The organism is Nocardia sp. N2S4-5, assembly GCF_044628355.1.
GTDB classification, from domain to species: domain Bacteria; phylum Actinomycetota; class Actinomycetes; order Mycobacteriales; family Mycobacteriaceae; genus Nocardia; species Nocardia wallacei_B.
The window spans coordinates 699,802-723,720 of sequence record NZ_JBIUPM010000001.1 but is presented as its reverse complement, the minus strand read 5'-3'; the positions used below and the strand labels follow the sequence as shown (position 1 = coordinate 723,720).

Annotated in this window: 16 protein-coding genes; 7 read left to right on the top strand and 9 right to left on the bottom strand. The window is 69.3% G+C overall.

The genetic code is table 11. The features are described from left to right. Positions 1 to 33: 33 nt before the first annotated feature. Entirely contained in the window at positions 34 to 8,346 is an 8,313-nt protein-coding gene (locus ACFMRZ_RS03405) for a type I polyketide synthase (RefSeq protein ID WP_400177862.1), read from the bottom strand. 304 nt (positions 8,347 to 8,650) lie between these two features. On the opposite strand from ACFMRZ_RS03405, the gene ACFMRZ_RS03400 reads away from it, so the two are divergent. The 3 genes from ACFMRZ_RS03400 to ACFMRZ_RS03390 all read left to right on the top strand — a co-directional run bounded on the left by ACFMRZ_RS03400 (position 8,651) and on the right by ACFMRZ_RS03390 (position 11,939). After that, positions 8,651 to 9,814 carry an acyl-CoA dehydrogenase family protein gene (locus tag ACFMRZ_RS03400; RefSeq protein ID WP_400177861.1) on the top strand — a complete coding sequence of 388 codons (1,164 nt, stop codon included), beginning with the start codon at positions 8,651 to 8,653 and terminating at the stop codon, positions 9,812 to 9,814. Between the two features lie 362 nt (positions 9,815 to 10,176). Continuing rightward, positions 10,177 to 10,590: an Lsr2 family protein gene (locus tag ACFMRZ_RS03395; protein WP_280276807.1), complete on the top strand. Its 414-nt coding sequence runs from the start codon at positions 10,177 to 10,179 to the stop codon at positions 10,588 to 10,590. Positions 10,591 to 11,141: 551 nt separating this feature from the next. After that, entirely contained in the window at positions 11,142 to 11,939 is a 798-nt protein-coding gene (locus ACFMRZ_RS03390; protein WP_400177860.1) for a hypothetical protein, read from the top strand. Positions 11,940 to 11,951: 12 nt separating this feature from the next. Here the strand turns inward: ACFMRZ_RS03390 and ACFMRZ_RS03385 are convergent, their stop codons facing one another. Continuing rightward, positions 11,952 to 13,442: a DNA mismatch repair protein gene (locus tag ACFMRZ_RS03385; protein WP_400177859.1), complete on the bottom strand. Its 1,491-nt coding sequence runs from the start codon at positions 13,440 to 13,442 to the stop codon at positions 11,952 to 11,954. Continuing rightward, on the bottom strand, positions 13,439 to 14,875 hold the full coding sequence (locus tag ACFMRZ_RS03380) for a DNA mismatch repair protein MutS (protein WP_400177858.1): 1,437 nt from the start codon (positions 14,873 to 14,875) through the stop codon (positions 13,439 to 13,441). The genes ACFMRZ_RS03385 and ACFMRZ_RS03380 overlap by 4 nt, the downstream gene beginning before the upstream one ends. Before the next feature lie 229 nt (positions 14,876 to 15,104). On the opposite strand from ACFMRZ_RS03380, the gene ACFMRZ_RS03375 reads away from it, so the two are divergent. Both ACFMRZ_RS03375 and ACFMRZ_RS03370 read left to right on the top strand, forming a co-directional pair. Next, on the top strand, positions 15,105 to 15,887 hold the full coding sequence (locus tag ACFMRZ_RS03375) for an acyl-CoA thioesterase domain-containing protein (RefSeq protein ID WP_400177857.1): 783 nt from the start codon (positions 15,105 to 15,107) through the stop codon (positions 15,885 to 15,887). Positions 15,888 to 15,957: 70 nt separating this feature from the next. Further along, positions 15,958 to 16,737, top strand: a complete 780-nt coding sequence (locus tag ACFMRZ_RS03370; RefSeq protein ID WP_400177856.1) for a GTP pyrophosphokinase family protein — start codon at positions 15,958 to 15,960, stop codon at positions 16,735 to 16,737. A 78-nt stretch (positions 16,738 to 16,815) separates the two neighbouring features. On the opposite strand, the gene ACFMRZ_RS03365 is transcribed toward ACFMRZ_RS03370, so the two are convergent. Together ACFMRZ_RS03365 and ACFMRZ_RS03360 are read right to left on the bottom strand one after the other, a co-directional pair. After that, complete coding sequence (locus ACFMRZ_RS03365; RefSeq protein WP_400177628.1) at positions 16,816 to 18,081, bottom strand: IS256 family transposase; 1,266 nt, start codon at positions 18,079 to 18,081, stop codon at positions 16,816 to 16,818. A gap of 80 nt (positions 18,082 to 18,161) precedes the next feature. Continuing rightward, positions 18,162 to 18,521 carry an Rv2640c family ArsR-like transcriptional regulator gene (locus ACFMRZ_RS03360; protein WP_400177855.1) on the bottom strand — a complete coding sequence of 120 codons (360 nt, stop codon included), beginning with the start codon at positions 18,519 to 18,521 and terminating at the stop codon, positions 18,162 to 18,164. Between the two features lie 102 nt (positions 18,522 to 18,623). Here ACFMRZ_RS03360 and ACFMRZ_RS03355 point away from each other — a divergent pair, with 102 nt between their 5' ends. Beyond that, complete coding sequence (locus ACFMRZ_RS03355; protein WP_400177854.1) at positions 18,624 to 19,100, top strand: ArsI/CadI family heavy metal resistance metalloenzyme; 477 nt, start codon at positions 18,624 to 18,626, stop codon at positions 19,098 to 19,100. 54 nt (positions 19,101 to 19,154) lie between these two features. On the opposite strand, the gene dmpG is transcribed toward ACFMRZ_RS03355, so the two are convergent. From dmpG to ACFMRZ_RS03340, 3 genes are read right to left on the bottom strand one after another with little or no spacing between them, the layout of a single operon-like run. Next, complete coding sequence (gene dmpG, locus ACFMRZ_RS03350; protein ID WP_400177853.1) at positions 19,155 to 20,204, bottom strand: 4-hydroxy-2-oxovalerate aldolase; 1,050 nt, start codon at positions 20,202 to 20,204, stop codon at positions 19,155 to 19,157. Beyond that, the gene (locus ACFMRZ_RS03345; RefSeq protein ID WP_400177851.1) at positions 20,201 to 21,148 is read right to left on the bottom strand and encodes an acetaldehyde dehydrogenase (acetylating); all 948 of its coding nucleotides are present in this window, start codon (positions 21,146 to 21,148) and stop codon (positions 20,201 to 20,203) included. The genes dmpG and ACFMRZ_RS03345 overlap by 4 nt, the downstream gene beginning before the upstream one ends. 25 nt (positions 21,149 to 21,173) lie before the next feature. Beyond that, complete coding sequence (locus ACFMRZ_RS03340; RefSeq protein ID WP_400177850.1) at positions 21,174 to 21,965, bottom strand: 2-keto-4-pentenoate hydratase; 792 nt, start codon at positions 21,963 to 21,965, stop codon at positions 21,174 to 21,176. Between the two features lie 47 nt (positions 21,966 to 22,012). Between ACFMRZ_RS03340 and ACFMRZ_RS03335 the strand changes: the two genes are divergently transcribed. Next, positions 22,013 to 22,801 carry an IclR family transcriptional regulator gene (locus tag ACFMRZ_RS03335; protein WP_400177849.1) on the top strand — a complete coding sequence of 263 codons (789 nt, stop codon included), beginning with the start codon at positions 22,013 to 22,015 and terminating at the stop codon, positions 22,799 to 22,801. A 13-nt stretch (positions 22,802 to 22,814) separates the two neighbouring features. Here ACFMRZ_RS03335 and ACFMRZ_RS03330 read toward each other — a convergent pair whose 3' ends face one another. Further along, on the bottom strand, positions 22,815 to 23,759 hold the full coding sequence (locus ACFMRZ_RS03330) for a fatty acid desaturase family protein (protein ID WP_400177848.1): 945 nt from the start codon (positions 23,757 to 23,759) through the stop codon (positions 22,815 to 22,817). Between the last annotated feature and the right edge of the window lie 160 nt (positions 23,760 to 23,919).

The following is a 23,919-nucleotide window of genomic DNA, read 5'->3' as shown; positions in this document are numbered from 1 at the left end:
GACACCCTCCGTCGATGGGTCGGAAGCGCGCGGTCAGGAACCGCTGTCGGACTGCAGGATGTGCCGGATGAGCGCCTCCTGATCCATCTCGTCGATCTGTGTGCCGCCGCGCTGCGCCAGCGCCTGCCGCGGCTCGGCCGCCAGACCCACGAGCGTGTCGAGGATGCCCGCGGCGCGGAACCGCTCGATCGGGACCGACCGCAACGCCCGGCGCAGGGCATCGTCGTCGCCCACCGGCTCCGACCGGCCCGGAGCTGTCGGGCCGAGTTGCTCGGCAAGGTGCGCGGCGAGCGCGTCCGGCGTGGGGTAGTCGAAGACGGCGGTGGTCGAAAGGCGCAGGCCGGTAACCTTTTTGATGCGGTTGCGCACCTCCACCGCGCTCAGCGAGTCGAACCCCATCTCCTCGAATTTCTGACCGGGGTCGATCGCGCCGGATCCGCTGTGGCCCAGCACTATCGCTATCTCGCCCCGGACCGCGTCGAGCACGAGGCGTTGCCGTTCGGAGGCGGGCGCGCGCCGCAAGCGCTCCGCGAGTCCCCCACCGGAGCGGGCCGGAGCGCGCGCGGGCACCAAGCCGCTCAGCATCGGCGGGAGTTCACCGGCGTGTGCCTGTGCACGCAGGACGGCCGGGTCGAAGTGGGCGGCCAGCACGGCCGCCGTCTCGGTGCGCACGGCGGCATCGAACAGTGCCAGGCCCTCGACGGTGGACATGGCCACCAGCCCGTCCCGTTCGACGCGGGCGAGATCGAGGTCGCCGAGTCGCTCGGTCATACCTCCGTCCTGTTTCCACAGTCCCCACGCGATCGACTGTCCGGCAAGGCCCTGCGCGCGCCGCCAGGCGGCCAAGGCGTCCAGGAACGTGTTGGCGGCGGCGTAGTTTCCCTGGCCCGGACCGCCGAGCACACCGGCCTCCGAGGAGAACAGCACGAACAGCCGCAGGTCCAGGTCCCGCGTCGCCTCGTGCAGCTGCCAGGCGCCGTCGGCCTTGGGCGCGAGCGCCGCGTCCAGCTGTTCGGGCGACAACGCGCCGACGAGACCGTTCGCCGCGACACCGGCGGCGTGCACGATCCCTCTCAGCGGGTGTTCGGGCGCGACCGCCGCGATCAGCTCGCGGACCGCGACCGGATCGGAGACGTCGCAGGCGGCCACGTCCACCGCCACGCCGGTATCCTCCAGTTGCGCAACGAGTTCCGCCGCACCCGGCGCCGCCGTTCCGCGCCGGCTCGCCAGCAGCAGTCGCCGTACACCCCACCGGTCTGCCAGGTGGCGGGCCAGCACCGCGCCCAATCCGCCTGTGCCACCGGTGATCAGCACCGTACCGTCCCGCAGATCCGGTGGCGGCGCGGTCGGCTCGCCGGGCAGGCGAGTCACCCGGGGCACGTGTACCACCCCGTCGCGCAGCAGCACCTGCGGTTCGCCGGACGCGAGAACCGCCTCGACATCTATTATATCGCCGGACGCCACGTCGGCCAGCACGATGCGGCCCGGGTCCTCCGATTGTGCCGAGCGCACCAGCCCCCATACCGCCGCGCCGGGGAGGTCGGTCACGTCCTCGCCCACCGCGCCACGCGTGACGATCACGAGGGTACTCGACGCGTACCGGTCCTCCGACAGCCAAGCCTGCACCACGGCCAGCACACCGGAAACTCTCTCGCGCAACCGTTCCGGCGCGACCGCCCCGGGTTCGCCGGACCGGCAGTCCAGCAGTACCACGGGCGGCACCTGCGCCACCCGCGCCACCTCGCGCCATTCCGCCCACGGCCGCGCGGCACGGCCGCCGACCGTCTCCGTAGCCACCCAGCGCACTTCGGCCAGCCGGTCCCGCGCGTCCGCCGCGCCCAGTTGCTCCGTCGACACCGGACGCCACCGCAGGGTGCCGACCGACAGCACCTCCCGGCCGGACTCATCGGTCCCTACCAGCGAGACCGCGTCGGGCCCGGTGAGTTTCATCCGTACTCGCAGCGCGGGCACACCCGGTTCGGTGACCGAGACGTCTTCCCACACGAACGGCAGCAGCACGTCGCCGTCGCCGCGGTCGGCCAGGAACGCGTGCAGCAGCGCGTGCAGGGACGCGTCCAGCAATGCCGGATGGATCGCGAAATCGCCTGCCTCGCCGCGTATCTCCGTCGGCAGCGCGGCCTCGCCGAAGATCTCGCCGGACTGCCGCCATGCCCCGGTCAGCCCGCGGAACAGCGGCCCGTACTCGAATCCCCACTCGGCCAGCCGCGCGTATCCGTCCGCCGTCTCCATCGGCTCGGCCGCGGCGGGAGGCCACGGACTCGGCTCGCCTAGGTCGGGAGCCGCCGCGCGTTCTCGTGCGAGCATGCCTTGCGCGTGGGTGGTCCAGCTCTGTCCCTGTGCGGTCCGGGAGTGCACGGAGATCGTCCGCTCGCCCGAGTCATCCGGCTCCCCGACCCGCACCTGCACCTGCCGCGGCGCGCGGTCGGGGAAGACCAGTGGCGCTTGCAAAGTCAGCTCCCGCACCGTCGCGCAGCCGGCCTCCGCGGCCGCTCGCAGCGCCAGCTCGAGAAATCCGGTGCCCGGCAGCAGCACGGTCGCACCGACCACGTGGTCGCGCAGCCAGCCGGGTGAGTCCGGCGCCAGTCGCCCGGTGAGCGTGAAGGCCGCCGAATCGGGCTGCGGCACCACCGCTCCCAGCATCGGGTGCGCGGCGGCGTCCAGCCCGGCGGCCGCGGTGTCGCCCGGGCCCGATCCGGTGTCGGCAAGCCAGTACCGGTCGGCGGCGAACGCGTAGGCGGGCAGCCGCACCCGCCGCGCCCCGGCACCGTCGAACAGCGCCTTCCACCAGACGTCCGCACCGGCTTCGAACACCGCGCCCGCCGCCGCCAGCACCGCGTCGACCTCCGGCCGCTGCCGCCGCAAGGTGGTGACGGCGACGATGTCGGTGCGCCGCACCGACTCCTGGACCGCCGCGGTCAGGCCACCGTCGGGCCCGATCTCCACGAACCTGGTCACCCCGGCGTCCTCGAGAAACCGGATACCGTCGGCGAAACGCACCGTTTCCCGGGCGTGCCGGACCCAGTATCGCGCGGACCCGAACTCCGCACCGGCCGGTGCGCCGGTCAGATCGGACACCAGTGGAATCCGCGGCGGCGTGGGTGTCAGATGCGCGATCGCCCGCTCGAACTCGCCGAGTATCGGCTCCATCGACTCGGAGTGGAAGGCGTGCGACACGGCGAGGCTCCTGGTGCGGAAGCCTTGCTCGCGCAACCAGATCACGACCTGTTGCACGGCATGGTCGACGCCGGAGACGACCACGGCTCCCGGCCCGTTCACCGCGGCGATATCCACGCCGTCGCCGACGAACGGACGCACCTCGGCCTCCCCGGCCCGCACCGCCACCATCGACCCGCCCGCCGGCAGCGACCGCATCAGGCGGCCCCGGACGGCGACCAGCGCGGCCGCGTCGTCGAGGGTCAGCGCACCCGCCACGTGCGCGGCCGCGATCTCGCCCACGGAGTGCCCGATCACCAGATCCGGTGTCACTCCCCAGGTTTCGAGCAGCCGGTACAGCGACATCTCGACCGCGAACAGCGCCGCTTGGGCATGATCGGTGCGCTCCAGTGCCGCCTCGCTCGAACCCCACACGACGTCCTGGATCGGCAGATCGTGCCGCGCCAGCGCGGCCGTCACCTCATCCCATGCCGCGGCGAACGCCGGAAACGCCTCGTACAGTTCGCGACCCATGCCTAGTCGCTGCGCCCCCTGTCCAGCGAAAACGAACGCCGTCTTCCCCGGCACCGGACCCGGTCTCGCACTGCCGATCTCCGCCAGCTGCGCGAGCAGCGCGTCCCGGCCGGTTCCGGCCACCACCGCCCGGTGCTCGAACACCGTCCGGTGCGCCAGCGACCAGCCGACGGCCACCGGGTCCAGATCCGCTCGCTCGGTGACGAATTCGCTCAGCCGGTGCGCTTGCGCGGCCAGCGCCTCCGGGCTGGGGCCCGAGACCACCCACACCGTCGCCCGCGACGGTGACCGCGGCGCCTCGGCGACGGGATCGGACGGCGGCGCCTGCTCGATGATCACGTGCGCGTTCGTGCCGCTGATGCCGAACGAGGACACACCCGCGCGCCACGGCCGGTCCACGGCGGGCCAGGGTCGCGCGCCGGTCAGCAGCTCGACGGCGCCGGCGGACCAATCCACGTGCGGCGACGGCTCGTCCACGTGCACGGTGGGCGGCAGCACCCCGTGTCGCAATGCGAGCACCATCTTGATGACACCCGCCACGCCCGCGGCGGCCTGGGTGTGACCCAGATTCGATTTCACCGACCCCAGCCACAGCGGCCGATCCGCCGGGCGGTCCTGCCCGTAGGTCGCCAGAATCGCCTGCGCCTCGATCGGATCACCGAGCGTCGTGCCCGTGCCGTGCGCCTCGACCGCATCCACCTCCGCGGCGGCCAGGCCGGACGCGGCCAGCGCCGCCCGCACCACCCGCTGCTGCGCGGGACCGTTCGGTGCGGTCAGGCCGTTGGACGCGCCGTCGGAGTTGACCGCCGAGCCGCGCACGACCGCGAGCACCTCGTGCCCGTGCTGGCGGGCGTCCGAAAGCCGCTCCAGCACAAGCACACCCACACCCTCCGACCAGCCCACGCCATCGGCCGCGGCGGCGAACGACTTGCACCGGCCGTCCGGCGCCAGGCCGCGCTGCCGGGAGAATTCGAGGAACAGCCACGGCGAACCCATCACCGTCACTCCACCGACCAGCGCCAGCCCGCACTCGCCCGCCCGCAGCGCCCGACCGGCCTGATGCAGGGCCACCAGCGACGACGAGCACGCCGTGTCGACCGACACCGTCGGCCCGTGCAGTCCCAGGAAGTACGCGATCCGGCCCGACGCCACGCTCAGCGCGCTGCCGGTCAGCCGGTAGCCCTCGCTGTCGCCGCCGGAGGCGTGCAGCCGGGGCCCGTAGTCCTGGCCGTATATCCCGACGAAGACCCCGGTGTCGCTGCCGCGCAACGACACCGGGTCGATGCCCGCGGTTTCGAGGGCCTCCCACGACACCTCGAGCAGCTGCCGCTGTTGCGGGTCCATACCGGTCGCTTCGCGCGGGCTGACGCCGAAGAACCGCGCGTCGAATTCCCCTGCCCCGTCGAGAAATCCGCCCCAGCGCACCGTGGACCTGCCACGCGCGTCGGGGTCCGGATCGAACAGTCCCTCCAGCTCCCAGCCGCGATCGGCGGGAAAGTCGCCGACCACGTCGCGGCCCTCGGCGACGACTTGCCACAGCTGTTCGGGCGAACGGATGCCGCCGGGGAACCGGCACGCCATCCCCACGATCGCGAGTGGTTCGTCGGTCGCGACCGCGGCGGGCAGGGCGGTCGGCTCGTCGGCGCCCACCGCCAATTGCGCCAGGCGCCGGCCCAGTTCGGCCGGTGTGGGGTAATCGAACACGGCGCTGGACGGCAGCGGCACACCGGTGCGGGCGCTCAGCCTGGCGACCAGGTCGACGGCCGTCGCCGAGACCATTCCCGCGGCCTTGAACGGCCGGTCGGAGGCGATCGCGTCGGCGTCGCGATGCCCGAGGACGCGCGCCGCCTCACGACGCACGATGCGCACGTAGTCGTCGGGTTCGGCGGGCGCGGGCTCGCCGGGGACGGGCTGCGATGCGGGCGTCGCCGAAACGGGCTGCGGCGGGGGCGTCGCCGGGGCGGGCGCGGGCACCACCACCGAGGTGTCCGGCCAGTGCAGTTGCCGCTCGAAAGCATACGGCGGCAACTCGATTCGCCGACCAGTCCCGGCCGTCGCGGCGAGCACACCCGCCCAGTCGACAGCGCCGCCACCGGCGAACAACCGCGCCGCCGAATCCAGCAGCCGGCCGGTCCCGCCGTCGGACCGCGACAGCGAGCCGACGGCCGCGACCCCCGGCACCGCCGACTCCGCCGCGATGTCCTGCACGCTGCCGATCAGGACCGGGTGCGGGCTCGACTCGAGGAATACGCGATCACCCGCGGCCAGCAACGCGGCCACGGCCGCGTCGAATCGCACCGGCTCCCGCAGATTCCGAAACCAGTACTCCGCACCGAGTTCCGCGCCGTCGAGCCGCCGGTTCTCGACGGTGGAATGGAAGGGCACCGTGCCCGGTCGCGGGCTGATGCCGTCCAGTTCGGCGAGCAGCGGATCCCGGACGGCATCGACATGCCTGCTGTGCGAGCCGTACCCGACCGGCAGCAGCTGGGTACGGATTTCCGCGGCGGCGCATTCGCGCGCCAGGTCGGTCAGGGCCGACACCGCACCGCTCACCACCACTTGGCGCGGCCCGTTGACCGCGGCGATATCGAGGTCCCGGCCGTTCAGCCGCCGCCGCATCCCGGCCTCGGACTCCGCGATCGACAGCATCCCGCCGCCGCGCGGGAGTCGTTGCAGCAGAGCCGATCTCCGCGCCACCACCCGCGCCGCATCGGCCAGCGACAGGATGCCCGCCACGTGCGCCGCGGCGATCTCACCCTGGGAATGCCCGATCACCGCCGCCGGCTCGACACCCCACGAGCGCCACAGCGCCGCGAGCGAGACCATCATCGAGAACAGTGCCGGTTGCAGCACATCGTCGCGCTCGGCGGTCCGTTCCTCGGCGCGTCCGGCCAGCACGTCGAGCAGTGACCAGTCGGTGAGCGGCCGGAACGCCTCGTGGCAGCGGGCGATCGAGGCCGCGAACACCGGTGAAGTCGCCAGCAATTCGCGTGCCATGCCGAGCCATTGCGATCCCTGCCCGGGAAACACGAAGACCACGCCGGACGCCCGCGCCGGGCGGGCGGCGGTGACGACCGTCTCGCCCGGATCACCATCGGCCACACCGCGCAACGCCGCCGTCAGCTGCTCCCGGTCCGCGCCCGACACCACCGCGCGATGTTCGAAGACCGTCCGGGTGGTGGCCAGCGACCAGGCCACGTCCACCGGGTCGGGTCCGGTCTCGTCGCCGACGGTCTCGAGCAGCCGCGCCGCCTGGCCGCGCAGCGCGGTGGCCGAACGCGCCGAGAGCGTCCAGGCGATCGGTGCACCGCGCGGGCGCGACACCGGCTCGGGCGCGACCGGTCCGGGCGCGGACAGCACCAGGTGGCAGTTGGTGCCACCGATGCCGAACCCGCTGACCCCCGCCACTCGCTCCCGGTCGTGGTCCGGCCAGTCGCCGAGCCGATCCTGGACCCGTAGACGCCACTGCTCCAGCGGAATTCGGGGATTGGGCGCGCGGTAGTTCAGACTCGGCGGGATCCGGCCGTGTTCGAGCGCCAGGACCGTCTTGATCATCCCGAGGACACCGGCCGCGCCCTCGAGGTGCCCGATATTCGTCTTGACCGAGCCGACCCGCAGCGGTGTCGCGGCGGTCCGCCCGGCGCCGAGCACCGCGGCGAGCGCGGCGGCCTCGATCGGGTCTCCCACTCGCGTTCCGGTGCCGTGCAATTCGACATAACCGACCCGATCGGGCGCCACGCCCGCGCGCTCGTACGCGGCGCGTAAGACTGCGGCCTGCCCGTCGATACTCGGCGTGGTCAGGCCCATCGTGGCCCCGTCGTTGTTGACGGCCCCGCCCCGCACGACGGCGCGGATGGTGTCGCCGTCGCGCATCGCCGCCGACAGCGGCTTCAACACGACGATGCCGCCGCCCTCCCCCCGCACGAACCCGTCGGCGCGGGAATCGAAAGTGTGGCACCGGCCCCGCGGGGACAACGCGCCGAGCCGCTCGAGCGATAACCCGCTGTCGGCGACCAGATTCAGGTGCACGCCGCCCGCGATCGCGTAATCGCACCCGCCCGAACGCAGGCTCTCGCACGCGAGCTGCACAGCGACCAGCGACGAGGACTGCGCGGAATCCACGGTCAGGCTCGGCCCGCCGAGGCCTAGGGCGTACGACACGCGGTTCGCGATCAACCCGCGGCTGGTGCCGGTGAGAGTGTGCGCGCCGACCCCCGCGCTGCCGAGTCTCGACAGCACCGTCGCGAAGTCGCCACCCGAGGCGCCGACGAACACACCGGCCCGCCCGCCGCGCAGCCGATCCGGCACGATGCCCGCCGATTCCACAGCCTCCCAGCTCAATTCCAGGGCCAGTCGTTGCTGCGGGTCGGTCGCCGCGGCCTCGCCCGGCGACATCCCGAAGAAGTCCGCGTCGAACTCCGCGGCATCGGGCAGGTAGGAGCCGCGGCGCAGGCCGGGCGGAAGCGGCTCGGCCCCGGCCCGGCGATCGGCCGGTGTGTCGCCGATGGTGTCGCGGCCGTCCACCAGCAAGCGCCAGAACTCCCGCGGCGTCCGGGCGTGCGGCACCCGGCACGCCATACCGATCACGGCAATGTCGCCGCGGTCGGTCACCGGCGTCGCGGCATCAGTGGTCTCCATCGCCTCGCGCTCCCCGGGTCGTGAGTGGGCACCGGGCCGGTCCCCCAATGAACGATATCCGATCGGCCGAAGAATGTGATCCCTTCTTTCGCCGAGCTGCCATAACATTGTTGCCGCGGCACCGCCGGCCAGGTCAACCTCCTTGTCGTACAGCATGTTCGGTCCGCTGCGGACGGTCGCTGCCGAGCATTCCTGCCGTGCCCCGCCCGCGAACGGGCCTCCGCATCTATGATGCCGACAATGCATTCTTCGGAGGCAGGCGAGCGATCTTCGGTCCCGGCCCGGCGAAGGGAAGGTCACCCCGATGGCACCAGAACCCCAGCACCTACGGACGATCCGCGAGTTCGTCGCCGAGGAGCTGATAGACCGGCAGGAGTACCTCGACTCGTTCGCCGACGCGCCCCTGCCGCTGTACGAGCGGTTCCACAAGACCGGACTGGCGAACTGGTGGCTCGCGGAGGATCTCGGCGGCCTGGGCCTCGGCCTCGCCGACAGCGTCGACATCGTGTCGGAACTGGCATACGGGGACGCGGGCGCGGCCTTCACCCTGTTCGTGTCGATCCTCGGCACCAGCATCGTCGAGCTGTACGGCTCGGCCGACCTGCGCACCACCTACCTGGAACCGATGGCCCGCCACGGCACGTTCTGCGCCACCGTCGGCAGCGAGGAGGAGGCGGGCAGCGAACTGTCACGGATCACCACCACCGCCACGCGGCACGGCGACGACGTCGTACTCACCGGCGAGAAGTACTTCTCCACCAACGCCGGGTTCGCGGACTTCTACATTGTCGTCGCCCGATCCGAAGCGGCCGCCGACGGATACCTCGCCGTGCTGGTGCCGCGTGACACTCCCGGACTGAGAGTCGTACGGCGCTGGGAAATGATCGGCCTCCGGTCCTCGGGCACCTATCAGCTGAGCCTGCGGGACTGCCGGGTGCCGGCGGCCAATGTGCTCGCGGGCCACGGCTTACGGCTGCTGGAGTTCGGCCTCAATGCCAGCCGGATCCTCATCGCCGCGACCGCGGTCGGCATCGCGCGCCGCATCCGCGACCTGAGCATGGAGTACGGCAGGCACAAACACGTCCGCGGCGAACCACTGACCGCCAACGCCGTCTTCGCCGCCAAGCTCGGTCAGATGGAAACCTGGATCGAGGTGATGCGCAATCAGTGCCTGGCCGCCGCGCGCGAATACGACACGCTCATGGCGACGCCGGACGCCGCGGCCGAATTCCGCCGCCAGGGCTCGCTGCGCTCGGCATTGACGACCAAGCTGTTCTGCGGCCAGACCGGCTGGTCGATCGCCGGGACGGGCTCGGAGATGTTCGGCGGCCTGGGATACACCACCGGTTCGATCATCGGCAAGCTGGTTCGCGACATGCGGTATATCGCAATCGTCGAAGGCGGCGAGGACGTCCTGCGCGACATTGTGTACAGCCGGTACGTGGTTCCGCCGACCAAGCGGATCTGAGATACGGAGCCATCGCACATTGCAAAGAATTTTCAGCTGCCGCGGACCGTGACGAAACGGCAACAACGCCACTTCGCTTTAGCCACACAAGGGTCGCGCGATGGCAACGTCCCATGATTAACGAGGCCGTCCCCGAGACCCGGCGAATATCCGCACTAACCGTACACATTTCCCTCGCATTGCGGACCATCGGCCCTTGCGCCGGTCACCGTGTTTGCTGTGACCTCCATCGCTATCCGCGCACGGGAGCGGCGGAGGAACTGTGGTAATCGTCGTGGTCGGCGTGGCCCGGTTGCATTTCGACAATGCGCGCGTTTACCATGTCCTGCACAAGGGTGTCCAACCTCCGTGAAAGGACTCTGGTGGCAAAAAAAGTCATCACAAAGACTGTCGTTACCGACGATTTCGACGGGAACGAAATCCAGGATGGGCACGCCCTAGAGGTCAAGATCAGCATCGCAGGCACGGAGTACCGGTTGGATCTGCGCCCGGAGAACGTCGACAAGTTCCGCGCGCACATCCGGAAATGGCTCGAGGCCGCCCAGTCCGGCGGCGCCTCGTCTCCGGAGCAGCCCGCCGAGCGCCGCGCCACCCCCGCACGGCGCACCGGCCGGCCGACCACGAAGCGCGGCAGCCGCCGCAAGGGCCCGTCGCCGCGCCGGCCGCGAGAGGAGATCCAGGCGGTCCGCGAGTGGGCGCTCGCGCACGGGTTCGAGGTCTCGCCGCGCGGCCGCATCTCCAACGAGGTGCACGACGCTTTCAAGGCCGCGCACTGAGCGCGAGTTCCGACATTTTCGGACATTTCCGATCATTCGGGCACCGAGAACGGTGCTCACGCAGCGGACGACATGGGCGAACAGGGGCATCGGCCGACCGATGCCCCTGAAACTGACGGCACCGCCGCGGCAGTGCCGCCGGTCCGGACACCCGCTCTCGGTCCTCGCGAGCGCGATGCCTCAACCACCAGCGCCACAACACCTTTCACCGTTCTCGCGACACCGGACGGGCCTCATCACCGTGCCGGTCCACGGCGACAGTGCGCCGCCACAGAACGTTGACAGGGCCTTCATACGCAGGCATCATCTCCCTAACCACGCCAGTCCGTTTCCGAGGAGCCCGCGGGGCCGACACAGCATTGTGTAGGCAACCCACCGATGCGTCCCGAATGGACCCACACCCTTGGTTTACTGCTTTATGTACGACGTATATGATCGAGTTCTGACCTTCGCGGGGGGAGCAAGCATTGCGCAATCAATCATCTTCGCGCCGGGACGAAGTGGTAGCCAAGGTCAGGCAAATTGCAATCAACACACTTCTCGGCCTCGGGGTGATCGTCGCGCCGGCGGCCTCGCTGGAACTGGTCGCGGTCGACGGCACCCGGTATTACTTGAAGACATTGTTGTCCAAGTGCCAGCAGGAGCCCGACACCCGGTGGCCGCACATCGTCTACGACCACTTCACCGCGGCCGGGGTGTGCGTGCCGTCCCAGCCCGCCCGGGATCGGGTCGCCGACCACATTCGCGTCCAGGTGGCGCCGCCGCACACCGCCGGGCGGCGTAACTCGAAGTTGTTGCACGCCAAACCGATTGCGTCCGACATCGATACCGCGGTACCGCTGGCCGGGTTACTCCTGGACGCGCCCGACCCCGCGGCGAGCACCGGCGAGCCCGCCGTGGGCAGCCGGGACGCCGACGAGTTGTGGACCCTCGCCTCGGCGAATACCGCGGCCGAGCCGATCGATCACCGAAACCGGTTGGAGCGCAACGATATCGTCATCGATGTGCTCGAAGGGGAATCACCCTTCGTCGCGTCGAAGATCGCCGTCATGTCCTACCTGGTCGCCAGCGAGATCGGCCCGGCGCCCTACGGGGTACTGATCGCTATCCCCGACCAGCACATGATCGCATTCCACCGATTGAGCAGCGCGGCAAACGCGCTGTTCACCGGCTACCTGCTGATCGATTTCGCGAGCCACTTCACCGAGCGCGGCCGCGCGCCGGTGACGCGCGAGATTTTCTACTGGTACGACGGGCAAATGCAGCAGTTGACCCGTACCGACCCCAAGGGGGTCACCGATCTGCACATCACCGGCGCGTTCGAGCAGGTGTACCGCGAAATGCCCTGAGCGGGCGGGTGTTCAGTCGCCCGCGGGATCGCCGGGGAGTCGCTCACCGAAGACCCGGGCGTAGATGTCCTCACCGTGGCTGGTGGCCTCGGGAGCGCCCGCGGCCACGCGATAGGTGCGACGGCCGTCGGCGGCGCGCTGGGCCCGCAGGAACAGATCGGTGTCCCGTCCCGCCGCGTACCGCTGCCGGACGAAGTCGTAGAGGTGTGTCACCAGTACGACCTTCGCGCCGGAGTCGAGCAGGGCCGACATGATCGGGTCGGCGATCGCCGCGGCCTCGCGGTCGTTGGTGGACGCGAACGGCTCGTTGCACAGCAACATTCCGCCAGGACGCAGGGCCTCGGTGAGTTCGCGCATGCGGGCCAGCTCCTCGTCCAGCCGCCCGTGTTCCATATCCGGATCCTCGGCGCGCACGAAATGCGTGAACACACCGTTCCGCACGTCCGCGCCGAAGTCCGCGGCCGTAACGAACATACCGGCCTGCATCATCAGCTGCGCCGTGCCGACACTGCGCAGGAATGTCGACTTGCCGCCGCTGTTGGCGCCGCTGACCACGAAGAATGTCACCCCGGCGGCCTCGACATCATTGCCGACCACGTCCGCTGAACACAGGCACAGCGCCGCGTCGCGCAGGTCACGGCACCGCACTGCCGGCGCACCCGGCACCGGCACGGGGTAGCACATCGGCGTGCCCGTCCGGCCGAGCCGGTCCCGCAGATTCAGGCAGCCCAGATAGAAGGCCAGCTCGGTGCGCAGGTGCCGGAAGAAATCCTGCACGCTGTCGGTCGCTCCGGACACCACCTCGGCGACCGTGTCGAGCGCGGGCTCGACCACGGCGCTCAACGGATCGTCGGGCAGTTCGAAATCGCTCGTCGCCTCGAAGGTGGCGCCCGAACGCCGCCCGAACAGCGACCGTTTGGCGTTGCGCGGCGGTTCGTGCAGCACGATGCGGTCGGCCTTGTTCCCCGGGCCCAGCGCCGCGCTGAACTGCACGCCGTCGTCGAAATACAATGCCGCCAAGTGGGTTTCCAGCCCGGCGAGATAGTCGTCGTCGAGCATGTCCGTCATCAGCTCGCGGAACCGCACGAGGCCGTCGGAGCTGCACGCGCCGGCGTACTTCTCGCACGTCTGCCTGAGTCTGCGCAGCTGGCCGACCAGGGCCTCGAGCGGTTGCAGCGCCAACCCCAGTTTGCTCCGGGGCGCGCGGCCGCGCCCGACCATCCAGCGCCGCACCGTGGTCGCCTCGGTGGCGACGGCGTACAGCGCGCGCAGCATTTCCGGTTCCGCGGAGAAGTTCGCCAGCACGCCCTGCCGGTAGCGGATGATCTCGATGTCGGTCAGGCTCGCGGGGACGACCGCCCGCACGACGCTCGCGACGAACTCGTCACCGGCGGCCATCACCGAGAACAGTTCGTCCAGGTTCAGGTCCGCCGCGACGGCGGCGCCGTTGCGGGCCACGTGCAGCGGGCGGTCGGGCGGCTGCAGCAGGCCTACGGGGATCATCGGACCCGCGCCCGGATCGCGTCGTAGGTCAGGCCGTGCCGCTCGGCGACGGCGGCCGCGTAGGCCAGCCCGTCCGGCGGCCGCCGCTCGATCCGGAATGTCCTGACGGCCTCGTCGCCCGCGGCGACTCCCGCGACCATGCTCACCACCTCCGGTCCCAGCTCCGCGAGTTCGTCCAAGAATGTCACGTACACGGCGACGGCGCCGCGCTCGACGATCCGGCGCACCACGTCGCCGCCGATCCGCAGCGCGTCGGCGGCCGCTGTGGTGCTGAAGCTTTCGTTCAATACCACGATGCTGTGCGCGGTGATTCCGTCCACGATGTCGCGCATCCGGAGCAGTTCCTGTGCCAGTGCGCCGTCCGGATCGCTGATGTCGTCGTCGTGGACGAAATGCGTGAACAATGCGTCCGGCAGCAGTACCCGCGCCCGCGTGCCCGGCACCGGGCAGCCCAGTGCGGCCAGGTAGAACAATTGCCCGAACATCCGGGCGAAGGTGCTTTTGCCGCCCTGATTGGGGCCGGTGACGACGAGTATCCGCTCGGGCCCCTCGAGCCGGAAATCGTTGCGCACCACGATGGCCGACTTACCGGCGAGCCGGACGGCCAGCGCGGCGTCGTACGCGCCCTCCACGTGAATGTCGGCGAAATCCGAGGTGACCTCGGGATAGCAGAACGGCGCCCCGTGTGCCGTGAGCTTCCGGACGAACCGGAGATAGTCGAGATAAAACTGTAGTTCGGTGTCGAAACGCGCGACGGCGGGCGCGATGAAGTCGCGGTGCCGCTCGGCGTGCTGTTCGAGCCGGCGGAACGGCCGCGCATGCTGACCGGCGACGAGCGCGATGACCTGCTCCTCGACTTCGTTCATATCGGGCCACGGGTCGACCACGCGCGGCCGGGAAACGACGGCGTCGGCCCGGAAGCGCGCGAACGCCTCCCCGATGATCGCGCTGTAGTCGGCCTGGTCGGCATACCGATCGATGACGAGTTGACGCCCGGTGACGTGCACGGTGTACCGCAGCGACTCCAGTTCCGCGCGCACTTCGGCGGCCTCGGCGACCAGCTCCCGATACGCCGGCGTGCCGATATGGTCGTGCAGCCAGTCCCGCCAGTGGCGCAATCCATTGGAGCGCAACGGCAATGCGGTCAGCGCGCTGTCCAGCTCCGCGAGCGTCCGGGAGTAGACCGCCTCGGCGTCGAGTTGCCATCGGTTGCGTTGCTGCGGGTGGTGCAGGCGTCGGCCGCGCTCCACATGCTCTCGTACCGAACGCATTCCGGCCGTGAAGGCCTCGAATGCCGCGCGCACGGAGTCGTCCTCCAGGTCCCGGAAGATCTCGTGCCGATAGGCCACCGAATCGATGTCGCGCAGCGGCCGACGATGGACCGCGTCGTGTGCGATTCCCCCTGTGGCCGTGAAGATCTGGTCAAGATTCAAATCCGCGAGCACATGCGGTTCGACATCGACCGCGTGTGCTTCGTCGCTGCCTCTCCACAGAATGCTCCCGAACTCGGCCAACGCTGCCCTCCCGACGGATGCCCCCAAACATAGCACGCACCCCATCGCCCCTCCGCGACAAACTTCGAACAATGTGCGAGCCGGGCAGCGGCCATTCCACCGACCGGCCCGGCGCGAACCGCTGTCGGCGATACGACACTATGGGCGTATGACAGACATGCCTTCCATGTTCACGATCGACGACGACGGGCGGTACCTCCCGCAGGGCTGGGCGTACGGTCGGTGGGGGGCGGACATGCTCAACGGCCCGGCGATCTGCGCCGCGGCGGCTCGCTCGCTCGAACGCGAGCACGGCCTGGCCGATTTCGTACCGGCGCGATTCACCATCGATATGTTCAAGGCGGCCAAGGGCGCTCCGCTCGAGGTGCGCACCGAGGTCGTGCGCTCCGGCCGGCGCATCCACATCGCCGCGGCTCACGTGCGGCAGGGCGACGTCGAGGTCGCCGAGGCCCGGCTGGTGCAGTTGCGCGCCACCGACGCGCCGCCCGGCGAGGAGTGGCACTCCGAGCACCCGTTCGATCCGCCCGCCGACTCGGGCGTCGACTGGTGGTATCGCAGTGACCACGACTGGTCGACCGCCCTGTCCGACCACCAGAATTCCGGCCGCAAGAGCCTGTGGGCGGTCCCGCTGGGCGCGGTCGAGGGCGAGGAGCGCAGCCCCTTCGTCCAGGCGGTGGTCGCCGCCGAATCCACGAGCCTGGTGACCAACTGGGGTTCGCGGGGCATCGGCTACATCAACGCGGACCTCACCGTCGCCCTCGACCGCGTCCCGGTCGGCGACCGCATCGGCCTGCACGCCGAAACGCACCTCACGAGCAACGGCATCTCGGTGGGCACGGCCACCCTGTTCGATTCCCGCGGTCCCCTCGGCACCGGCATGGTCACCGCGGTCGGCAATGCCGCCGCACAGATCGACTTCAGCGGTTCCTGACCGGCGGCACGGCGTTCCCGCCGTGGCGGACGTCACCCGGCGTGGCAGGAAAACCGCAGGCAAAGGCAGAATGAAGCACGTGAGAGCCTGGCAGCCGATCCCCCACGCCGACGATGTCTCCCCCGCGGACATGGGTCGGGTCACCATCGACGACGTTCGCGCGCTCCGCGAGCAGTTCCTCGATTTCATGCTCGGCTACAAGTTCGCGATCGACGAGATCACGACCAAGATCAATATCTTGCGCGAGGACTTCAACAGCACCCACGAGTACAACCCGATCGAGCATGTGGGATCGCGGCTCAAATCGCCGGAGAGTGTGCTGGAAAAGGTCCAGCGCAAGAATTACGCGATGAACCTGGCGTCCATCCGGGAGAACGTGCTCGATATCGCCGGGGTCCGGGTCGTGTGCAGTTTCATCTCCGATATCGCCCAGATCAGGGACATGCTGGTCGGGCAGGAGGACATCACGCTGCTGGAGGAGCGCGACTACATCACCCACCGCAAGCCGAACGGCTACCAGAGCCTGCACCTCATCGTGTCGATCCCGGTATTCCGCTCCAACCGCACCGAACGCATGCCGGTCGAAATCCAGATCCGCACCATCGCGATGGACTTCTGGGCCAGCCTGGAACACAAGATCTACTACAAATACCGCGGCGAGGTCCCACCCAACCTCCGCACCGACCTGACCCAGGCCGCCGAGGTAGCCGCCCAGCTGGACGAAAAAATGGAAGCCCTACACCGCCAGGTCGACCACACCACCCGCCCCCCGACCACCTCCCTCGACACCCTGGACCTGAGCACCCTGTACAACAGCCTCACCACCTCCCCCGGCCGTCCCACCACCTGACCGATCACCCGAACACGTCCGGCCGGGTCGAATCAGGGGGGACTGTCGGTTTAACGGCGGATCCGACCTCGGTGTGGGTTAGTTCCCGGTCGGGTGGATCCGGCCTTCGAAGGTGATGGCGAAGGCGTTCAATGCTGGTTTCCACCGCATCGCCCATCGTGCCCGACCCTTCCCGGTCGGGTCCAGGGAACGGGTCACCAGATACAGGCATTTCAACGCGGCCTGCTCGCTGGGGAAGTGGCCACGGGCGCGGATCGCGCGCCGGTAGCGAGCGTTCAGGGACTCGATCGCGTTGGTGGAGCAGATGATTCGCCGGATCTCGACGTCGTAGTCGAGGAACGGCACGAACTCGGGCCAGGCGTTGTCCCAGAGTTTGACGATCGCGGGGTAACGCTCGCCCCATTTCGCCGCGAACTCGCCGAACCGTTCGCGAGCCGCAGCCTCGGTCGCAGCGGTGTAGACCGGGTTGAGATCGCGGCTCATCTCGGCCCAATGCTGACGGCCCGCATAACGGAAACTGTTGCGCAGCAGATGGATAACGCAGGTCTGCACGATCGTCTGCGCCCAGACGGTGTTGATCGCCTCGGGCAGTCCTTTGAGTCCGTCGCAGACCGCGATGCAGACATCGGCCACGCCACGATTCTTCAGCTCGGTCAACACCTGCAGCCAGAACTTGGCTCCCTCACCGCCATCGCCGGCCCACAACCCCAGAATGTCACGTTCCCCGGCGGTGGTGACACCGATGACCACATAGACCGGTCGATTGGCCACCTGACCATCGCGGATCTTCACGTGGATGGCATCGATGAACAAGACCGGATAGACGGCGTCGAGGGGCCGGTTGCACCAATCGGTCATCTCCGCGACCACCTTCTCGGTGATCGTCGAGATCGTGTCCTTCGACACCGAAGCCCCATAGATCTCGGCGAGATGCGCCGAAACCTCGCCCGTGGTCAGGCCTTTCGCGGTCAGCGACAACACGATCTCGTCGACCCCAGACAGGCGCCGCTGCCGCTTTTTGACGATCTTGGGTTCGAACGAGGAATTGGTGTCGCGCGGCACGTCGATGCCGACCGGGCCGATCTCGGTGATCACGGTTTTCGTTCGGGTTCCGTTGCGGGAGTTGCCCGTTCCACGGCCGGACGGGTCGTGTTTCTCATAGCCGACATGCTCGGTCATCTCTGCCTCCAACGCGGTTTCGAGCACGGTCTTGGTCAGCTGGTTGAGCAGCCCGCCCGGCCCGACCAGGTCGATACCCTGTTCCTTGGCCTGCGCGAGCAGCTGCTCGGCCAGCTTCTTGGTGTCCACCGCGTCTTTCGCCACGGCAGCCAGTGTCTCCGACATCAGTCGGTCCTTCCTGCCGAACCATCAGGTCCGGCCGATCGGACCGAGATCAAGATCCGCCGTTGTTCCGACAGTCCCAATCAGGGGCAGCAATTGGGGTCTAGGACGGTGCAGAGGGCGGTGAGGGCTTCTCGGCGGGGGCGGTGGAGGGTGTTCATGCCTCGGCGTTCGGATTCTATGAGGCCGGCGTTGCGTAGTTGGGTGAGGTGGTGGCTGACGGTGGATTCCGACAGGCCGACCGTGGTGGCGAGGTCGCCGCCGTTCTCTTCGCCGCGCGGGCTGGTGAGTAGCAGGGACATCAGTTTCACGCGGACCGGGTCCGCGATTGCCTTGAGGCGCAAGGCGACTTCCAATGCGGCGGCGTCGTCGATCGGACCGGCGGCCACGGGTCGGCAGCAGACGGGGGCGGACATGTCGATCACGGGTAGCGCCTTGGGCATGGGACCAACTCTACCCAGTGCATTGACATATGTCGAAGAAGTGGTGCAGACTCAGGCCGTCGAGTTCTTCGACATATGTCTCACAAGTGGAGGTTCGTCATCATGTCCCGCATCCAACTCGCTCTCAATGTCGATGATCTCGAGCAGGCCGTCGCCTTCTACTCGACCTTGTTCGGCACGGCACCGGCCAAGCGCAAGCCGGGGTATGCCAACTTCGCGATCGCGGAGCCGCCGTTGAAGCTGGTGCTGCTGGAGAACACCGGCCAGGGCGGCACGCTCAATCATCTCGGGGTGGAGGTGGAGACCTCCGAGCAGGTGCACGGCGAGATCGCGCGCCTGTCGGAGGCCGGGTTGTTCACCGAGGAGCAGATCGCGACCACGTGTTGTTTCGCCACCCAGGACAAGGTGTGGGTCACCGGCCCGCACGGCGAGCGCTGGGAGGTCTACACCGTCCTCGCCGACAGCGAATCCTTCGGCGCCGCACCGCAACTCGGTGACGCGGAAGCCGTACAGACGTGCTGCGGCACCGCCGAGGAAGCAGCCACCGAGGGCGCGTGCTGCGGCAGCGCGGCGAAGTAGCAGGCGGTCGCGGAAACGAAACGGGGTTGAGCTTCCGGCCTGAAAGCTCGGGCGTCAGCGCTGCTGCGCCGCGCGCAGGTCCAAGGCGATGTCGGTGATCAGGTCCTCCTGGCCACCGACCAGCCTGCGCTCGCCCACCGCCAGCAGGATGTCGCGGGTGTCCAGGCCGTACTGTTTCGCCGCCGCTTCCGCGTGGCGGAGGAAGCTCGAGTACACGCCCGCGAAGCCGAGGGTCAGGGTTTCGCGGTCGACCTGCACCGGACGATCCTGTAGCGGGCGCACGATGTCGTCGGCGGCGTCCTGGAGGGCGAACAGGTCGCAATTGTGTTTCCAGCCGGACAGATCCGCGACCGCGGCGAAGGGTTCGATCGGGCAGTTGCCCGCGCCCGCGCCGTGCCCGGCCAGCGAGGCGTCGACCCGGATCGCCCCTTCCTCCACCGCCACGACGGAATTCGCCACCGACAGCGACAGATTCTGGTGCGCGTGGATCCCGATCTGGGTGCCGGGATCGAGGATGTCCCGGTAGGCGCGCACCCGCTCCCGCACCCCGTCCATGGTCAGCCTGCCGCCGGAGTCGGTGACGTAAACACAGTGTGCGCCATAGGATTCCATGAGTTTCGCCTGGCGGGCCAGCTCGGCCGGTTCGCTCAGATGCGACATCATCAGGAAGCCGCTCACGTCCATGCCGAGTTCGCGGGCGGTGCCGATGTGCTGGGCGGCCACGTCGGCCTCGGTGCAGTGCGTCGCCACTCGCACCGAGGTCACCCCGAGGGCGAAGGCCTGCTTCAATTCGGCGACGGTGCCGACTCCCGGCAGCAGCAGCGTGGTCAGCTTCGCGCGGTGCACGACCGCGGCGGCCGCCTCGATCCATTCCCGGTCGGTGTTGCTGCCCGGCCCGTAGGTGAGGCTGTGCCCGGCCAGGCCGTCGCCATGGGTGACCTCGATGGCGTCGACCCCGGCGGCGTCGAGGGCGGCGGCGATCCGGGCCGCGTTCTCGGGGCTGATCCGGTGCCGCAGGGCGTGCATGCCGTCGCGCAGGGTGACGTCCTGGATGTAGAGCGGGGCGCCGTCGGTGACATTCGGGCGGGTGGTCGTCTGGGTCATCGGGCCGTCTCCACAATCATGTTGTCGGCGATCTTCTCCGCGACTCGCAGGGCCGCGGAGGTCATGATGTCGAGATTGCCCGCGTAGGCGGGCAGATAGTGCGCGGCGCCCTCGACCTCGAGGAAGACCGATACCTTCCACAGGCCGGGCCCCCGGTCGACGCCGCCGGTGAGGGTGGCGACCGATTCGGCATCGTCCAGCTTCGTGAACTGCACATCCTGTTTGAGCCGATACCCCGGCACGTACGCCGCGACCGCGGCGACCATGTCCCGCACGGACTTTCGGATCGCCTCCTGGTCCGGATCGGTGACCAGGGTGAGTACGGTATCGCGCATGATCAGCGGCGGCTCGGCCGGATTGAGGACGATGATGGCCTTGCCGTGCTCGGCGCCCCCGACCCGCACGATCGCCTCCGAGGTGGTCTCGGTGAACTCGTCGATGTTCGCCCGCGTCCCCGGCCCCGCGGATTTCGAGGCGATGGAGGCCACGATCTCCGCGTAGTGCACCGGGGTGACCGCGGCCACGGCGGCGACGATCGGAATCGTCGCCTGTCCCCCGCAGGTCACCATGTTCACGATCGGGGCGTCGAGGTGCTCGTCCAGATTGACGGCCGGCACCACGAACGGCCCGATGGCCGCGGGCGTGAGGTCGATCAGCCGCTTGCCGTAGGGCCGCAGCGCCTCCTCGTTCGCCAGGTGCGCCTTGGCCGAGGTGGAGTCGAAAATGATTCGGATGTCGTCGAATTCGGGATGTGCGAGCAGTCCCCGCACGCCGTTGTCGATGGCATCGATGCCCAGCCGGCGGGCGCGGGCGAGCCCGTCCGAGGCGGGGTCGATGCCGACGAGCGCGGTGATCTCGACGTGCTGTGCGACGCGGAGGAGTTTGATGACCAGGTCGGTGCCGATATTGCCCGACCCGATGACCGCGGCCTTGATCCGGCTCATGGTGTCCTGCTTTCGGGTGAGATGGTCAATCCGTGAAAGTCGCGGTGACGGAGCCTATTTCGGAAATGTGCGCCTGGTAGGTCGCGCCCGGGGTCACCGGCACGATCGGCCCGAGCGCACCGGAGAGGATGACTTCGCCCGCGCGCAAAGGGGATCCGAACACACAGCAGGTGTTGGCCAGCCACGCCAGGGCCTCCCACGGGCTGCCCAGGCAGTCGGCGCCGCGGCCGGTCGAGAGCCGTTCGCCGCCGGAGGTCATGGTCATCGTGACCGCGACGAGGTTGGGGGCGTCGGCGATCGGTAGCGAGTCGCCGAGTACATACAGCCCCGAGGAGGCGTTGTCGGCGACCGTATCGGCGAACCTGATGTCCCAGTGCGCGATTCGGCTGTCGACGATCTCGAACGCCGCGTGCACCCGATCCACGAAATGCGGCGCCTCGGCCGCCGTGATCGGGCCGGGAATGTCACCGGACAGGGTGAAGGCGATCTCGGCTTCGATCCGGGGCTGGAGCAGCCTGCCGAGGTCGACCTTGTCGTCGTGGGTGCAGTCGAAATCGTCGAGCAGGACACCGAAATCGGGTTGGGCCACGCCCAGCTGGCGCTGCACGGCCGGAGAGGTCAGGCCGATCTTGCGGCCGATCAGCGTGCGGCCACCGGCGAGCAGTGCGTCGATATTGCGCTGCTGGATCTCGTAGGCCGCGTCCAGGTTGTCCGGCCCGATCAGGTCACGGATCGGCGCACACGGGGTCCGGGTGGCCGCCGCTGCCGCGAGTCGTTCGGCGGCCGCGCCGATCGTGTGGGGTTGCACCGTCGTCATGTCGTGCACGCTATGGCCGGGGATGCGCCGCGAATAGGATGTGTCCCATGAAACGGGACGATTTGTCGCTGCTCCAGCGCTCGGCGCTGGTGCTCGACGCCTTTCCCGGCGGCACGGCGCTGTCCCTGGCCGAGGTCACCGCCCGCACCGGGCTGCCCCGCTCGACCACGCACCGGGTGCTGACCGCCCTGGTCGAGCTGGGCTGGCTGACGCGCACGGGCAGCAAGTTCGAACTCGGCCTGGCCCTGTTCGAACTCGGCGAGCGCGTCGGCCTGAAGTACCGGCTGCGCTCGGCGGCGCTGCCGTTCATGCAGGACCTGTACGCGGTGACGGGGCAGACCGTGCACCTGGCGGTCCGCGACGGCCAAGACGCCGTCTACGTTGAGAAGATCCACGGGCATGCCGCCCTGCCGCTGCCCTCGCAGATCGGCGGGCGGCTGCCCCTGACGTGCACCGCGGTCGGCAAGGCGCTGCTGGGACCGGCGGAACCGGAGGTCCGCGCCCACGTCCTGAGCCTGCCGTTGCGCAGTTACACCGGCAACTCCATTACCGACCCGGCCCGCCTGACCCGTGAACTCGAGGCCGTGCGGCGGACCGGTGTCGCGATCGAGCGGGAAGAGGCATCCCCGGGCGGCTGCTGCCTGGCCGCGCCGGTGCTGCTCGCGGGACGCCCGATCGCGGCGCTGTCGGTGTCGGTGCCCACCGACAGCTTCACACCCGAGTTGCTCGCGCCCGCCGTCCGCACCGCGGCACTGGCGCTGGGCCGGACGCTGTCCCGCACCCCGGCCGAGCGCGCGGCCGCCGTCACCACCCGAAGGAACTCTGCCGCAGTGTGATTCGTGCGCCTGGTCACTCCGTGGCGCGCAAGGGCGCACCGACGTGGTGGAGATGCCGCAGTGCCTCGCGATAGGACTCGATCAGGCCCGTCTCGTGGTACGGCACACCGATTTCGGCGCAGTAGTCACGGACGATCACCTGGGCGTGCCGCAGATTCGGTGACGGCATGTTCGGGAACAAATGGTGCTCGATCTGGTAGTTCAGCCCGCCCAGCGCGAGGTCGGTGAGCACGCCGCCGCGCACATTCCGAGAGGTCAGCACCTGACGGCGCAGGAAGTCGGGGCGATCGTCGCCGGTCAGGGTCGGCATGCCCTTGTGATTCGGGGCGAAGATGCAGCCCATGTACACGCCGAACAGCACCTGGTGGACGACGAGGAACGCGAGGGCCTTGTCGGCGGGCAGCACGGCGAACAACGCGGCCAGATAGCCGATGAAGTGGCCGAAAAGCAGCGCGGCCTCGACTCGGCGGTGTTTGACGGATCGGTCCCGCAGTGCGCGGACGCCGGCCAGATGGAGGTTGAAACCTTCCAGCATCAGCAGGGGGAAGAACAGGAACGCCTGCGCCCGCCCGATGAGCCGGGGCAGGCCGCGGCTCGCTCGCGCCTGTCGTTGTGACCAGACCAGAATGTCCGGCGCGACATCGGGATCGAGTTCCTCGTGGTTGGGGTTGGCATGATGCCGGGTGTGCTTGTCCTGCCACCAGCCGTAGGCCAAACCGATCCCGGCGTTGCCGACCACCCGGCCCACGATCTCCGTCGGCCGGCGCAACCGGAAGACCTGGCGATGCGCGACATCGTGCATGACGAGGGCGACCTGTGCACTGGTCACGGCCATGAACGCCGCGATCAGCAGTGTCCACCACGAGTTGCCGACGACGACGAACGCCGCCCAGCCGGCGACGAACACGGCCCCGACCACGCTGAGCCGGATCGCGTAGTAGCGGGGACGCCGCTCCATCAACCCAGCGTCGGAGATCCGGCGCAAGAGGCGTGAGTAGTCACCGTCGGCGCCGCCGCGCCGCCGTGCGCGTGGTGCTGACTCTGGAACCAAGGCCGACGTCGTCATGAATCTCCGGAATTCGTTGGAACCGCGGGGTGGTCGCGGCGAGGTGTCCTCG

Excerpts from the sequence above, each read along its gene's own strand:
- ACFMRZ_RS03405 (WP_400177862.1), bottom strand. The coding sequence starts at position 8,346 with ATGGAGACCACTGATGCCGCGACGCCGGTGACCGACCGCGGCGACATT.
- ACFMRZ_RS03400 (WP_400177861.1), top strand. The coding sequence starts at position 8,651 with ATGGCACCAGAACCCCAGCACCTACGGACGATCCGCGAGTTCGTCGCC.
- ACFMRZ_RS03385 (WP_400177859.1), bottom strand. The coding sequence starts at position 13,442 with ATGATCCCCGTAGGCCTGCTGCAGCCGCCCGACCGCCCGCTGCACGTG.
- ACFMRZ_RS03375 (WP_400177857.1), top strand. The coding sequence starts at position 15,105 with ATGACAGACATGCCTTCCATGTTCACGATCGACGACGACGGGCGGTAC.
- ACFMRZ_RS03370 (WP_400177856.1), top strand. The coding sequence starts at position 15,958 with ATGAAGCACGTGAGAGCCTGGCAGCCGATCCCCCACGCCGACGATGTC.
- ACFMRZ_RS03365 (WP_400177628.1), bottom strand. The coding sequence starts at position 18,081 with ATGTCGGAGACACTGGCTGCCGTGGCGAAAGACGCGGTGGACACCAAG.
- ACFMRZ_RS03360 (WP_400177855.1), bottom strand. The coding sequence starts at position 18,521 with ATGCCCAAGGCGCTACCCGTGATCGACATGTCCGCCCCCGTCTGCTGC.
- ACFMRZ_RS03355 (WP_400177854.1), top strand. The coding sequence starts at position 18,624 with ATGTCCCGCATCCAACTCGCTCTCAATGTCGATGATCTCGAGCAGGCC.
- dmpG (WP_400177853.1), bottom strand. The coding sequence starts at position 20,204 with ATGACCCAGACGACCACCCGCCCGAATGTCACCGACGGCGCCCCGCTC.
- ACFMRZ_RS03345 (WP_400177851.1), bottom strand. The coding sequence starts at position 21,148 with ATGAGCCGGATCAAGGCCGCGGTCATCGGGTCGGGCAATATCGGCACC.
- ACFMRZ_RS03340 (WP_400177850.1), bottom strand. The coding sequence starts at position 21,965 with ATGACGACGGTGCAACCCCACACGATCGGCGCGGCCGCCGAACGACTC.
- ACFMRZ_RS03335 (WP_400177849.1), top strand. The coding sequence starts at position 22,013 with ATGAAACGGGACGATTTGTCGCTGCTCCAGCGCTCGGCGCTGGTGCTC.
- ACFMRZ_RS03330 (WP_400177848.1), bottom strand. The coding sequence starts at position 23,759 with ATGGAGCGGCGTCCCCGCTACTACGCGATCCGGCTCAGCGTGGTCGGG.